At 31.9% G+C, this 15169-nt stretch carries 11 protein-coding genes; 7 read left to right on the plus strand and 4 right to left on the minus strand.

Annotation, left to right across the window (positions count from 1 at the left end):
- The 6 genes from KHA90_RS12390 (at position 1) to KHA90_RS12415 (ending at position 7313) form a co-directional block, all read left to right on the plus strand.
- Positions 1–1992: a DUF3857 domain-containing protein gene (locus KHA90_RS12390; RefSeq protein WP_213300086.1), complete on the plus strand. Its 1992-nt coding sequence runs from the start codon at positions 1–3 to the stop codon at positions 1990–1992.
- 3 nt (positions 1993–1995) lie between these two features.
- The gene (locus tag KHA90_RS12395) at positions 1996–2322 is read left to right on the plus strand and encodes a nucleotide pyrophosphohydrolase (RefSeq protein ID WP_041518431.1); all 327 of its coding nucleotides are present in this window, start codon (positions 1996–1998) and stop codon (positions 2320–2322) included.
- Positions 2323–2456: 134 nt separating this feature from the next.
- Positions 2457–3680, plus strand: a complete 1224-nt coding sequence (gene aroA, locus KHA90_RS12400) for a 3-phosphoshikimate 1-carboxyvinyltransferase (protein ID WP_213300089.1) — start codon at positions 2457–2459, stop codon at positions 3678–3680.
- A 341-nt stretch (positions 3681–4021) separates the two neighbouring features.
- Positions 4022–5071: a tRNA preQ1(34) S-adenosylmethionine ribosyltransferase-isomerase QueA gene (gene queA / locus KHA90_RS12405; RefSeq protein ID WP_213300092.1), complete on the plus strand. Its 1050-nt coding sequence runs from the start codon at positions 4022–4024 to the stop codon at positions 5069–5071.
- A 172-nt stretch (positions 5072–5243) separates the two neighbouring features.
- Positions 5244–6521: a kynureninase gene (kynU, locus tag KHA90_RS12410; RefSeq protein WP_213300095.1), complete on the plus strand. Its 1278-nt coding sequence runs from the start codon at positions 5244–5246 to the stop codon at positions 6519–6521.
- Between the two features lie 345 nt (positions 6522–6866).
- Positions 6867–7313 (plus strand): YMGG-like glycine zipper-containing protein, encoded by a 447-nt coding sequence (locus KHA90_RS12415; RefSeq protein WP_213300098.1) that lies wholly within the window; start codon positions 6867–6869, stop codon positions 7311–7313.
- A 57-nt stretch (positions 7314–7370) separates the two neighbouring features.
- Here KHA90_RS12415 and KHA90_RS12420 read toward each other — a convergent pair whose 3' ends face one another.
- Both KHA90_RS12420 and KHA90_RS12425 read right to left on the minus strand, forming a co-directional pair.
- The gene (locus KHA90_RS12420; RefSeq protein ID WP_213300101.1) at positions 7371–9182 is read right to left on the minus strand and encodes a hypothetical protein; all 1812 of its coding nucleotides are present in this window, start codon (positions 9180–9182) and stop codon (positions 7371–7373) included.
- Positions 9183–9539: 357 nt separating this feature from the next.
- On the minus strand, positions 9540–11096 hold the full coding sequence (locus tag KHA90_RS12425) for a hypothetical protein (protein ID WP_213300104.1): 1557 nt from the start codon (positions 11094–11096) through the stop codon (positions 9540–9542).
- 116 nt (positions 11097–11212) lie between these two features.
- Between KHA90_RS12425 and KHA90_RS12430 the strand changes: the two genes are divergently transcribed.
- Entirely contained in the window at positions 11213–13603 is a 2391-nt protein-coding gene (locus KHA90_RS12430; RefSeq protein WP_213300107.1) for a penicillin acylase family protein, read from the plus strand.
- 244 nt (positions 13604–13847) lie between these two features.
- On the opposite strand, the gene KHA90_RS12435 is transcribed toward KHA90_RS12430, so the two are convergent.
- Positions 13848–14303, minus strand: coding sequence for a hypothetical protein (locus KHA90_RS12435; protein WP_213300110.1), 456 nt, complete (start codon positions 14301–14303; stop codon positions 13848–13850).
- A gap of 364 nt (positions 14304–14667) precedes the next feature.
- The gene (locus KHA90_RS12440; RefSeq protein ID WP_213300113.1) at positions 14668–15168 is read right to left on the minus strand and encodes a nuclear transport factor 2 family protein; all 501 of its coding nucleotides are present in this window, start codon (positions 15166–15168) and stop codon (positions 14668–14670) included.
- Position 15169: the final 1 nt, after the last annotated feature.

Raw genomic sequence — 15169 nt, forward strand, 5'->3', positions numbered from 1 at the left:
ATGAAGTTTCAAAGCTTAGTAATAGCTGTTTTTTTATTTCTGGGAATTTTAAATACCAAAGCTCAAAATTATGAGTTGGGAAAAGTAACTATTACTGAATTAAAAGAAAAATCAAATCCAAAAGATACAACTGCTCCGGCTACAATTTTGTTTAAAAAAGCCAGAACGTATTTCACTTATGACAAAGACAAAGGCTTTTATGCCAATCACGTTTATGAATTTAAGATTAAAATTTATAAAAAAGAAGGATTAAAATGGGCAGATCAAAAAGTGCATTTTTATATTGGTTATGAATCGCTGAATGAGGACCGATTAGAGTTTTCAAATGCGGTTACATATAATCTGGAAAACGGATCAATCGTAAAAACAAAACTCGATAATCAGGGAACTTTCAAGAAAAAAGTAAACAAGTTCTGGAATGAAAAAACGATAACATTACCTAATGTCAAAGTGGGTTCTATTATAGAATACAGATATATTCTAAAATCTGAAAACATTGTAAAATTGCCTGATTTTGATTTTCAATTTGATATTCCAGTTAGCTATTTTGAATATAAGACAGATATTCCCGAATACTATATTTATAAGCCAATTTTAACAGGGAGTCATAAAATTGAAGCTGAATCAAAATTCACTAATGCAAATCAGTCTTTTGCGGATGAGCACAATATGACCAAGTCAATATCATACAAGCAAATTAGCGCTTTTTATAAAGGCAAAGATATTCCGGCATTAACAAATGAGCCGTTTGTAGATAATATCAAAAATTATACAGGATCTATTCATCATGAATTAGAAAGAGTTCGATATCCGGATCAGCCCGTAAAAGACTATGCGATGACTTGGGAAGGCGTTGCAACCAGTATTTTTAAAAGTGAAAATTTTGGAAAAGAACTTAATGAAAAAAGTTTTTTATTAGAAGATGTCAAGCGATTGCTGACTAATGTTGAATCTCAAAATGAAAGATTAAATATCATTTTTAAATTTGTTCAGAGTAAAATGAACTGGAACGAAGTCAATGATTGTTTCACAGATAAAGGTGTAAAAAAAGCATACGCCGATCAACTGGGAAACATAGCCGAAATCAATTTTATTTTAATCAATATGCTGAAATTGGGAGGTATTGATGTAAATCCCGTTTTAGTGAGCACAATCGAAAACGGAGTGCCGGTTTATCCCACAAGAACCGGTTTTAATTATGTAATTGCAGCCGCTGAAATTGACGGGAAACAAATTTTGCTTGATGCATCTCATAAATTCACTTATCCGGGAATTTTGCCACTAAACATTTTAAACTGGAAAGGAAGGTTAATCAAGGATGATGGAAGTTCTACAGAAATTAATTTAGTTCCCACTAAAACATCAAGAGAAGCTTCGACTTTGCTCGTGAAAATTGATGATCTTGGAAAAATAGAAGGCAAAATCAAAATTCAAAGAACAGATTATGATGCTTATATTTTTAGAATAGAAAATGCCAATAAAGCTCAGGAAAATTATCTGGAAAAATTAGAAGAGAAATTGGGAGATTTAAAAATTTCTAATTACACAATTGAGAATAAAAAAACGAATTTTCAAGATCCCGTTATTGAAACATTTGGTTTAGTTTCAGAAAATCATGTAGATATTATAGGCGGGAAGATTTTCATAAATCCGTTGTTGTTTTTTACAAGATCTAAAAATCCTTTTAATCAGGAAACAAGACAAATGCCGGTTTATTTTGGATATCCAACTCAGGAAAAAATAAATGTAAACTTAGAAATCCCTGAAGGTTATATAGTCGAATCCTTGCCCACGCCTGTTAGGATTGTGTCCGAAAATAAAGAAATTGTTTATCTGTTAAATATATCAAACGAAGGAAACAAAATTCAAATAAGTAGTTCAAAAGAAATTAACAATAGTATTTTTGCAGCTGATCAATATGAGGGATTAAAAAATCTTTTTCAGAAAATGGTCGCGAGTCAAAACGAAAAAATTGTTCTAAAAAAAATATAACTTATGGACTTGAAAAACGCACAACTTGATGTAGATACCTGGATAAAAGAACATGGTGTTCGCTATTTTAATGAATTAACCAATATGGCACAACTTACAGAAGAAGTAGGAGAAGTTGCCAGGATAATTGCCCGCAGATATGGTGAGCAATCAGAAAAAGAAAGTGATAAAAACAAAGATTTAGGCGAGGAATTAGCTGACGTTGTTTTTGTAGTTTTATGTCTTGCCAATCAAACCGGAATTGATTTACAAGCTGCTTTTGATAAAAAAATGGATTTGAAATCAATTCGCGACAAGGATCGTCATAAAAACAACGATAAATTAAAATAATTGTGAAATATCACTCATAAGTTTTGAATTATGACTTTTGAATTTTGAATTATGAGTGGGGAGTGGTAAATTGCGTGGCTGAATTACGTTTCTAATCGTTCATAATTCATAATTTACAACTTACAATTAAAAAAATGAATTTACTACTTCAAACAACTCAACATAATTTACAAGGACAAATTGCAGTAACAGGATCAAAAAGCGAAACAAATCGTTTATTACTTCTAAAAGCATTATTTCCAAATATTACACTCGCCAATACTTCCAACTCTGATGATAGCGAAGTAATGCAAAAAGCTTTATTAGGTGATGATGAAATTGTAGACATACATCACGCAGGAACGGCAATGCGTTTTTTAACCGCTTATTTTGCCGTAAACGAAGGTCGCGACGTTGTTATGACAGGTTCAAGCAGAATGCAGGAACGTCCGATAAAAATTTTAGTCGAAGCTTTAGCACAATTAGGAGTTGAAATCTCTTATGAAAAGGAAGAAGGTTATCCACCAATCAAAATCAAAGGAAAAAAAGTAACGGCTTCAAAAGTTACTTTGGCAGCAAATGTAAGCAGTCAGTATATTTCGGCACTTTTATTAGTAGCTTCAAAATTAGAAAATGGTTTAGAACTGACTTTAGAAGGAGAAATCACTTCGATTCCGTATATCAAAATGACTTTGGCTTTACTGAAAGATTTAGATATTCAGACTAGTTTTGAAGGCAATATAATCAAAGTATACCCGAAAGCAGAAGTAGTTTCAAAAGAAATGGTTGTAGAATCTGACTGGAGTTCTGCATCATACTTTTTTAGTTTAGTCGCTTTGGCTGATACAGCTTCAATCACTTTAAGCAGTTATAAAGAAAATAGTTTGCAAGGAGATTCTGAATTAGTTTCACTTTATGAACAATTAGGAGTTCAGACTACTTTTCAGGACAATAAAATGACATTGGTAAAACAAGAGAATTTTAAATTTGGAACAATAAATTTTGAACTAAATAATACACCGGATATTGCACAAACCATTGTTGTAACCTGTTTAGGTTTAGGAATTGGTTGTCATTTAACGGGACTTCATACTTTAAAAATCAAAGAAACCGACAGACTTGAAGCACTTAGAATTGAATTGACAAAATTAGGAGCTAATATTTCGGTTACAAATGATAGTTTGACTCTAACACCTTCAGAAAACATCAATCATAATGTGAAAATTGCCACTTACAACGATCACCGTATGGCAATGGCATTTGCTCCTTTAGCATTAAAAGTGCCAATTATTATTGAAAATGCTGAGGTAGTTTCTAAATCTTATCCTGATTTCTGGAATGATTTAAAAGCATTGAACTTCGAAATTTCAGAATTGTAGATTTAAACCATATAAGTGATATAAGTTCATTTAAATAAAAATGAGCATAATTTGAATAGCCCCTAGTTTCAACTAGGCGTTTTTGCGTTTAGTTTTTTCGGCTTTAGCCAAATAAAAACACCACCAATTTTTTGCAGCATCCAAAATTAAATGAACTTATATAACTTATATGGTGAAAAACAATTTTTTTATGTTCTTAAAACACCACTAAATCAACGACTTTTGAAAATAAACATCAAAACACTTGACAACGCCTATCTCACAATCGTATATTTGCACACGATTAAAAATCAGGTCTTCAAATAATCCTGATCGAAATCTATAACTCATAACTTTCTCAAATGAAATTATCACATTTTCAATTTAATTTACCGAAAGAACTTTTAGCGGAATTTCCAGCAGAAAACAGAGACGAATCTCGTTTAATGGTAATCGATCGTCAAAAACAAACTATAGAGCACAAAATGTTCAAAGATGTTATCAACTATTTTGATGACGGAGATGTTTTGATTCTTAACAATACAAAAGTATTCCCTGCACGTTTGTACGGAAACAAAGAAAAAACAGGAGCAAGAATTGAAGTTTTCTTATTAAGAGAATTAAATTCAGAGCAACGTCTTTGGGACGTTTTAGTTGATCCGGCTCGTAAAATCCGTATCGGGAACAAACTTTATTTTGGTGACGACGACTCTTTAGTTGCTGAAGTAATCGACAACACGACTTCTCGTGGTAGAACTTTACGTTTTTTATATGACGGTTCTTACGAAGAATTCAGAAACAAACTAACAGAACTTGGAGAAACTCCAATTCCTAAATACATCAGTAGAGAAGTAACAGCAGAAGATGCTGAAAGATACCAAACTATTTATGCAAAAGAAGAAGGAGCTGTAGCTGCACCAACTGCAGGTTTACACTTCTCAAAACACCTTTTGAAAAAATTAGAAATCAAAGGAATCAATTTTGCTGAAGTAACATTACACGTTGGTTTAGGAACTTTTAATCCGGTTGAGGTTGAAGATTTATCGAAACACAAAATGGATTCTGAGGAATTGATCATCAAACAAGAAGCTTGTGATATTGTAAATGCAGCTAAAATTGCTAAAAAACGTATCTGTGCTGTTGGAACAACTTCGATGCGTGCTATCGAAAGTTCAGTTTCATCTCAAAATACTTTAAATCCTTTTGAAGGATGGACAAATAAATTTATTTTTCCTCCTCACGATTTTAGTATTGCAAACTGTATGATTACAAATTTCCACACACCAAAATCAACATTATTAATGATGATTTCTGCTTTTTGTGGTCACGATTTAATGAAAAGAGCATACGAAGAAGCAATTAAAGAAGAATACAAATTCTATTCTTACGGAGATGCGATGTTAATCATCTAATTAGATATTTAGAATAAAATATAAAACCTGTCAGCGATGACAGGTTTTTTTATTTAAAATTGGTTTCAAGTTTTTTTGTTTCAGGTTTCAAGTTTTGCAGAACGTTAAACTTGAAACCTGAAACTTGAAACAAAAGAAACATTTCTTATTTTTACGATTCAAAACAAACAAAATGACTTTTCAAAATACACGCGAATTCGCGAAACAACTTGACGCAGAAGATAGCTTAAATCAATATCAGGATCAATTTATATTCCCTAAAGTAAATGATAAACGAGTAATTTATTTTACAGGAAATTCTTTGGGATTACAGCCTAAACGAACCAAAGCATACATCGACGAAGTAATGAATGATTGGGCAGATCTTGCTGTTGAAGGTCATTTTTATGCTGAAAAACCTTGGTGGGATTATCAGGAAAGATTTGCAGAACCATTAAGTAAAATAGTTGGAGCATTGCCATCAGAAGTTACGGTAATGAATACTTTAACGGTAAACCTGCATTTATTAATGGTTTCTTTTTATCAGCCAAAAGGAAAGCGTTATAAAATAATTTGCGAGGAAAAAGCATTTCCTTCAGATCAGTATATGTTTCAAAGTCAGGTACATTTTCACGGATACAAAACAGAAGATGCAATTGTAGAAATCAAACGTCGTGAAGGCGAACACAATATTCGTCTGGAAGATGTTCTTGCAAAAATTGAAGAAGTGGGTGATGAACTGGCTTTGGTTTTAATTGGCGGAGTAAATTATTATACAGGACAAGTTTTTGATATTAAAACCATAACCGAAGCCGGACAAAAAGCAGGTGCAAAAGTAGGTTGGGATTTAGCTCATGCTGCAGGAAATATTAAACTGCAGCTTCATGACTGGAATGTAGATTTTGCTGCGTGGTGCAGTTATAAATACATGAATTCAGGACCTGGCAATGCTTCTGGTTGTTTTGTTCATGAAAAACATCATAATGATCCAGACTTACCAAGATTTGCTGGTTGGTGGGGACATAATAAAGAGCGCCGTTTTAAAATGGAACCCAACTTCGATCCGGTCCATGGAGCTGATGGCTGGCAGATTAGTAATTTGCCCGTACTTTCTTTAGCCCCTTATTTAGCTTCGGTAGAAATGTTTGCTGAGGTTGGGATGGATGCTTTAATTGCCAAAAGAGATAAAATCACATCTTACTTAGAATTTATTTTACATGAAATTGATCAGGAAGTAAAAGGTAATTTCGAAATTATTACGCCTTCAAATCCTGAAGAAAGAGCGTCCCAACTATCAGTATTTTTACACGGAGAAGGGCGAAGTTTATTTGACTATTTAATGAAAAACGGTGTTATTACAGATTGGCGTGAACCTAATGTAATTCGTTTGGCGCCAGTTCCGTTATATTGTTCTTATGAAGATATGTATGATTTTGGACAAATTCTGAAAAAAGGAATTTTAGGTAAATAAAAAATATTCTTTCGCAAAGAGTCGCACAGACGCAAAGTTTTTTTTCACGCAGATTTAAAATAATTTAAGCAGATCCTTTTAATTTTTTAATCTGTGTGTAGAAAAAAACTTGGCGACTTGGAGTCTTTGCGATCTTATTTTTAGATAGTAACTTCAAAAATAATCTGCTTAAATATGTAAAATCTGCGTGAAACAACATTTTCAGAAAAGGGTAAAGAAATCTATTTTAAAATTCACCTTCAAATCTATAATCTTCAAATTCTATAACGTTTTAACTAAATCTTGTAACGCCGTTAATATATATCTTCTTTAATTTGTAGAGTATAAATTTTTAAAACTACAATCATGAAAAGCTTATGTATTATATTAGTTGCTTTATCTATCATTTCTTGTCAAAATCAGGGAAAAGAGGATATTAATAAAGCAAAACAAGCTAGCATTGATTCGATGAGAGTTGAAATTGATAAACAAAAAGTTATTGATTCAATGAAGACAGAAATGGCAAACCTTAAAGAACAGCAACAAGTAGAACAACAAAAAGTAGAATCTCAAAAAGTTGTGGTAGTACATCAACAACAAGCAGATGGAACTGCTACTACAACGACTACAAAAAAGAAAAAAGGATGGAGCGCAACTGCTAAAGGTGCCGTAATTGGTGCTGGAGTTGGGGCTGCAACTGGAGCTATTGTGAGTAAGAGAAAAGGCGAAGGCGCTATTATTGGTGGTTTAGCGGGTGCTGCTTTGGGAACTGGAACTGGTGCTGTTATCGATAGCAAAAAGAAAAAAGAATAGATCTATTTCTTATATAATATAAAAACCCCGATTTAATTTAAATCGGGGTTTTGTGTTTTAAGCTAATTCCAGACTGGGAATTTTAATGGCTTCTAATTTTTGTTTATAAAAATCAAACTCTTCTTTAATCTTATTTAAGTCATTTCTAAAATATAATGAAGATGAAAGGAAATTGTCATAGTATTCAATCCCTTCAAGAATATTGGCTTTAAAAGTATTCCATTTCTTAAGTTGAGAATTGGTGATGTCTCCGGAAACATTTTCGATTTCATTCCTGAAATAATCAACATACATTTTCAATTCTTTTACAAATAAATTCGGTCTGTTTTCCGTCCTTAGAACCGACTTGTTTCCATAAATATGACCCAACATATCAGATAAAGAAACTTCTTGGTCAAAATAAGCCATATTTGGACCAGGACAGATTATTACACCTTGAGCTTGTCCTTTTATTTTAATATCATTCTCTAAATACGATGCATTTGCTAAACCTACACACAAACAAGATTTTTCGGTAATATCAAATTTTGCCTTTTCAAAAGCTTTGATTGACATTGTTTCTTTTACATTTTCTAATGCTGCAAGTTTATGATCCTGATATTTTTTAGAAGCGCTGCAAATTCCTTGTGGATCGTATTCTTTGCTTAAAGCAAGGAATTTCTTCGGACAAGAACTTCCTGCTTTATTTTGGTCAATCCTTTTTTGTCTTAAAATTTCATTTGTAGTTCCTCTCAAAGTATTGAACGGAACTCCCAATGGTGAAATATGACTTAAATATAAATCTTCTTCCTTTGCGTTTATTAATAATTCACGAGTTGCTTGATCTACAGATGTGGCTTCCGGAACTAATAAAAATGGCGTTCCCCAACCTACAGAATCAACTTTGTAATTTTCTAATAAAAACTCATGTTCTTCGGCAGTTCCTACACCGCCCTGAACTGTAATTTTAAGAGGTAAAGGACTTTCTGGTGTGTGAAATTGTTTTTGTTGTAATACTTTTGTCATCAACTCATGCGCAGATTGAATAAGCTGATCCTTTTTTTCTTTAAACTCTTCTAATATCGGACCTAATAAAAGCCCGTCAGTAGCAAAAGCATGTCCGCCGCAATTTAATCCCGATTCAATTCTGTATTCAGAAACCCAAAGTCCTTTTTTAGCAAGGAAATTCCCTTGAATCATGGCAGATCTAAAATCACTTACCTTTAAAGTAATTTTCTTTTTTAGTTCATTATTCAGATTAGGAAAAAAATCTGAAAAATTCTCAAAATAGCTAAACAATCTCGGATTCATTCCCGCTGAAAGTACAACAGAAGATTCGAGATTACTATTTGCAAAACCTCTTAAAGCTGCATGGGCATCATTGAATTCGATTGGCAATTGTTCGTTTTTCTCAAAATTATCTTTATCTAGTTTTGTCATGATATTGACATCAATTAATCCCGGAGAAAGATGCGATTCGATATAATTTTGAATGTTTTCTGTAAAAGAAATTCCATCATCGAGTAGATTTTGAAAACCCTTTTTAATATCCGAAGTATTAGGCAGCATTGCAATATAATTTTCTACCGCCGTTTTGCTTTCTATAAGTTCATTTTTAAAATTGTCGAACTTTTGTTTTACAATTTTATCAACCAGATTAAGATATGAAGTGATTCTTTGTGCTCTGTAATCGTGAAATTTCTGCGTTATTTCTTCGTATTGAAAATTGAATTTAGTGCTGTAAAAATTACGCATCTTTTCAATTAAATCATCATCGGCTATAGAAACCACAGATGAAATTCCATATTGTGCCACTCTTATTGGGCTGTCGATTGTATATGCGAGCCCCATAACAGGAATATGAAAAGTATGTAAAGGCTTTTTTGTCATTTGTTTTAAATTAAAATAAAAACAAATGTTGGGAAATAAATTATTTAAAAACCTGATAATTGTCAGGTTTTTAAATGTTGGAAAAGTGGTTGCCAAGAATTTTACGAATTAGCACGAATTATTTTGCCAATATCGTGTAGTGCCTAACGGGACAATTATAAATTTCAATTATTTTTTATTACCAACATTTGACCTCTACGAGGTATAGTATTATTGTAGCTATACTCCTTTAGGAGTTAAATGTTGGTAGAAATAAAAAGTTGTCACCTAGTACGATTGTCCCGTTAGGGACTAAACTTTTACTCCAAATGAATTCGTGAAAATTAGTGAAATTCGTGCGCAAAAAATAATTCGCGGCTAAATCAAAATCTTCTTCAAAGACTCTGCAATACTTCGCCATAAAAAGTTGTAGAATGATTTCTCCTGAATTCTTTCTAATTCAACATCTGCGTTTTTTGCTTTGTCTTTTGAGTCGTTTTTGACAAGTAAATTAACAATCGCTGATTTAAGTTTTGCTTCTTTTTCAGGATGTTTCTTTTTGTATAATTTCACTTTTAAATCGTCATAATCTAAGGAAGCATTTCCTTTTGAAATATTGTCGTTTCCATAAAAATTAAAACGATATTTATTAAAAGTTCCGGTAAAAGACGCATTCATATACGGCTGGCTGAATTGTCCCATCGCTCTAACATCAAAATTTGAAATCACGCCCTGAATATGAAAACTATCTTTTAGATCCAGAACATTAAAACTCCAGTCGACATTTAAAGGTGAAGTTTTCATGAAAAGGCAATTGACTTTTATTTTTACGTCAGCCATTTTTTTTAAGCCAAAACCACTTTTTATATTCGTAACATACATATTAAAACGGTCAAAATTTAAAATACCCGGACCTTTTGAAAAATCAATTTCTTCCTCATAAACCAATTTCGATTTTAGAATTTGAATGGTATCAATTTGAAGCGGGAATTTAATTTTTCGTAATAAATGATTGTACAGATATTTTTTGCTCAAATCATCTTTTGGGATTTTATTTCGATAAACATTAGCATCAGCATGATTAACGATAAGCGAATTTGCCTTAAAGAAAAACTTGTCATTTTTAAAGCCCCAATCCATTTTTTCAATGTGAGCCGAATCAAATTTGATGGTATAAATATCTTTTTCTTTTTCCAGTCTTTTGACAAATTCTTTTCGTCCAAACTCAGGCAGGTAAGAAAATTTTTTAACTTTTAAAAAGTTATTTTCGGTACTTATTTTACCAATATTCATATGATAAAATGCGCTGGGTTTGTAATATAAACTATCAAATACCAAAACATATTTTTCGAATTGCATTGGAATTTTTTCTTTTAAAGTAGCATCTGTAATCAAAATACCTTCCAGTTTTAAAATGATTTTTTTTACACTTAAAATTGGTTTATTGGTATCTAATGAAACCACATCGACGGTTCCTTCATTTAAATAAATATTGGAAACAGCAACAATTTTTCGAAAAGGTTCAATGATGACGTTTTTTATGCTTTTATTATTATTCAAAAGTTTTTCACCTTTTTTATATAAAATTACACGAGGTCTATTGATGATAATGCTTTCGGCCTCAATAATATCGTGAAACGCTAAATCCCAAATATTAAAATGCTTAATTGTAATAGATTCAATTTTAGCGAAAAGCCCATTTTTACTATCTTTTGGTTCATTTTTTGGACTTACTAATAATGTCGTGGCATTAATATTTCTGGAGATAAGCGAAACCTCGATTTTCTCGTAATGAATATTGTAAGCAGTTGTGTTTTTCTCATTTATAATTATAGGCAATTGTTTTTTTATCCAATAATTGAAACCAATATTGACTAAAATCACAAAAAGAAAGACTGAAATTACACCTATTGCTATTTTTTTATAGATTGACATTTATCGTATTGATTTTAAATACATAAATTTAGACTTTTAAAAGTAATGTTTTTTATACGATTAGTTTTTTAAGTTACATTATTACCAAACCATTTATCATTATACTTTTTTTGAATATGAGAAAAACTAAAAAAATTCTGCTGGTTTTATTTGTCCTGATTGTTATTCTTGGAATTGGATTATGTGGCTACATTTTTCATTTGAAGCCCAAATATGAGGGTCAGATTGAATTGAAAAATATCGAGAAGGAAACTACAGTTTATTTTGATGATTTTGGAGTTCCTCATATTTATGCTAATTCTGAAAAAGATGCAATGACAGCTTTAGGATATGTTCACGCGCAGGAAAGATTATGGCAAATGGAATTGCTTCGTAGAATTGCTCCTGGGAGATTATCAGAAATATTTGGATCTGTTGCGCTTAAAAATGATAAGTTTTTCTCCGGAATTGGTATTGAAGAAGCATCGGCGAAAGCCATTGCAAAATTAGATAAAAACAGCCAAAGTTATAAAATGACATTGGCATATTTAGATGGAATTAATCAATATTTAGACGAAGGAACAACGCCAATTGAGTTTACTTTGGTTGGAGTTAAAAAAGAAAAATTCACGATAAAAGACGTTTATAATATTTTTGGGTATATGTCTTTTAGTTTTGCAATGGCTCAAAAAACAGATCCATTATTAACGGATATCCGCAATAAATATGGCGCTGAATATTTGAAGGATTTAGGCATTCAAGGCGAATTTAATACCACGCAAATCAAAAGTTCAAAAGAAAATATTGAAGAATATAGTACAATTGCAAAATCTGTAGCGGCATTGTTGGATAATAGCCCAATTCCTCCTTTTGTGGGAAGTAATAGCTGGGTTGCAGGACCAAAGAAAACCAAAAGTGGAAAAGTGATTTTTGCCAACGATCCACATATTGGTTTTTCTCAACCGGCAACTTGGTACGAAGCGCATTTAATAACACCTGATTTTGAATTATACGGTTGTTATCTGGCAGGAACTCCATATCCTTTATTAGCGCACAATCGTGATTATGCCTATGGATTAACAATGTTTGAAAATGATGATATTGATTTTTATCAGGAAAAAAATAAAGTAGGAGATTCAAACCAATATCAAACTCCAACGGGTTTTGCAAATTATGAAATCAGAAAAAAAACAATTAAGGTAAAAGATACTTCAGATGTGGTTTTGACGCTTAAATCCAGCCGACACGGACCAATCATGAATGATTTATTAGAACGTTTGGATAAAAAAAATCCAATTGCAATGTCGTGGATTTATACGCAACAGCCTATTCAGATTTTGGATGCTGTTTACGGACTTTCACATGCAAAAAGCAAAGATGATTTCAGGAAAGCCGTTCAATTAGTTGCTGCGCCGGGATTAAATGTAATGTATGGCGATGCTAAAGGTAATGTGGCTTGGTGGGCGACAGGAACGCTTTACAAACACAATAAAGGAGTGAATTCTTATTTGATTTTAGATGGTGCAACTGGCAAAGATGATATTGCAGAATATTTGGATTTTTCTAAAAATCCATCTGCCGAAAATCCTGAATGGGGTTATGTATATTCAGCCAATAATCAACCGGAAGCGATTGATGGTTATTTGTATCCTGGATATTATTTGCCGGAAGATCGTGCGAAAAGAATTTCAACTTTAATGGATGCAAAATCAGATTGGGATAAAGAAGCAATTGGTAAAATGATTTTTGATAATACGTCGCCAATTTCTCCGGGCGTGGTTCAAAGTTTAATTTCGAATGTAGACACCAACTCACTTTCATCAAAAGAAAAAGAAGTCATTGGAGTTTTAAAATCCTGGAAAGGAACGAATAATCTTGAAGATGTTGCGCCAACTATTTATAATAAATGGATTTATTTATACTTGAAAAATACTTTTGAAGATGAAATGGGAGACGATAATTTCAATTTGTTTCTGGGATTATCTCTTGGAAAACAAGTTATTGCAAGACAAATTGAGAATGAAAATTCGGTTTGGTGGGATAATATTAAAACCAAAAATGTAAAAGAAACCAGAAGTGAGATTGTTTCAAAATCATTTCATGAATCCGTAATAGCACTTCAGAAACAACTAGGAAATGAAATTAAAGATTGGAAATGGGAAAAAGTACATACTGTAGAACACGAACATCCTTTAGGGAAAATTGCTGCTTTGCGTAAACTTTTTGATGTTGGACCTTTTGCCGCTCCGGGATCAAATGAAGTAATAAACAATCAATTCTTCGGACTTACAAATGAAGGTAAATATTACGTAAAAGGCGGACCTTCAACCAGAAGAATTGTCGATTTCTCAGACATAGAAAACAGCTGGAGCATTTTACCAACAGGACAATCCGGAAATCCTTTCAGTAAACATTACAGTGACCAGGCGGAAATGTACAACGCAGGAAAATTCAGAAAAATGAAATTGAATAGAGAAGAGATTGTAAAAACGTCAACAAAATTGGTTTTCAAACCGAAGAAGGAATAGTTTTTTTAGTTTCAGGTTTAAAGTTTCAAGTTTGGCTTGTGTTGTTTTACTGCCAATATCACAAAGTTTTTACGCAAAGATTCGCAAAGTTTTTTTTATGCTTTTGTTTTAGTCAAAAAGAACACAAAGCTTTATGCAGAAATTAAAGGTTTGTGCAATCTTTGTCAAAGTTTTAAACATTGACAAAGATTTCTGCATTATAAAGAAACCTTTGTTCCTCTGAGCCTTTGCAACTTTGAACCTTTCACTTATATTTCCCTCGAACAATATCATTGGCGAAAATCTCTAAATTATATCCAAGAGCATCATTAGTAATCATGACATTTGTGGTTTGATAAGCAGTATCTTGTTTGTAAGTTTTTAGTAAATTTTCTAATTCTATTTCGTTGTAAAACGCAAACAAATTGTAAACAGCATCTCTAAAGTTTTTATAATTAATACTTTCAGTAATTTCTACAGTTTTCTTATCGTTCCAATTTTCTTTTTGAGCAGCTTCGTTTATAGTCTCCAGGCAAAAATCAATAACATAATTTTTGTAATGCGTTGCTTCAACAATTTTATCAATTATAATTTTGTTTTGCTGAGTAGGCATGGGAACCGCAACAGGAATTGGAGTAGAAGCAGTTTGAGAAATACAAAAACTTGGAATAAAAAGACATAGTAATAAAACTAAAAGAGATTGCTTCTTTAATTTTTTCATAGGTATTTAGATGTTATTTACAATTTTAACGATTGTAAATCAGATTGATTTGGGATTTATAATTGTTTTTTTTGGGCACCGCTAAAATAGTTTTTTTTATACTAAATATCGAATGGGAAAAACATTTTTTAAGATAAAAAAACTCCGATAGTTTTGGTAGTAAACCAGAACTATCGGAGTTGGTAAGATAAAGATTACCGCCGTTGAGCGTTTATTATTTTTTGATTTGATGATTGAAACTTTAATAGTCTTATGCGATTATGTTGTTGTCTTTAGTTAGACGACTCACATTGAATAAAGTTTCAATCTCATTTAATTATTTTTATTTTTCTTCTAAACAATGAAGGCTAAGACCTATTAAAAATTACTTTTTGATAGGTCTGTGCTCGTAACTAACAATACGTTTTAATTTCCAGTCATTATTTTTTCGTTCCCAGATATGAATAAATTTTCCGGTCCCTTCAGGTTTTCCATCAATATAAAAAGTATGTTCGCCTATTTGTACGGCTCCAAAATCTCCTAATTTATCAATCGTACAGGAATTTAATTTTCGAGTTAGTTTTTCTGGTCTGGAACATTTTGCGTTTAAAGATTTTATTTCATTCTCTTTCGAAATATTCAAACCAAAACGGTCATCATAAAATTCAACATCGTCGGCTATTATTTTTTTGAATTGTGCTGCATCACATTGATTAAAGGCAACATCAAAAAGTAAACTGTCCATTTTGATGATTTCAGTTTTTAAAACATCCATTTTTATAACTTCGCTATTGGTTTGAGCAACTGCTTGTCTGCTTAAAAACAGAATAAAAAGGACTATTATATTTACCATGGGAGTCAAAATTTCTTTCTTGTTATTTTCCATT

Origin of the sequence: Flavobacterium psychroterrae (assembly GCF_018380615.1) — a bacterium.
Taxonomy (GTDB): domain Bacteria; phylum Bacteroidota; class Bacteroidia; order Flavobacteriales; family Flavobacteriaceae; genus Flavobacterium; species Flavobacterium psychroterrae.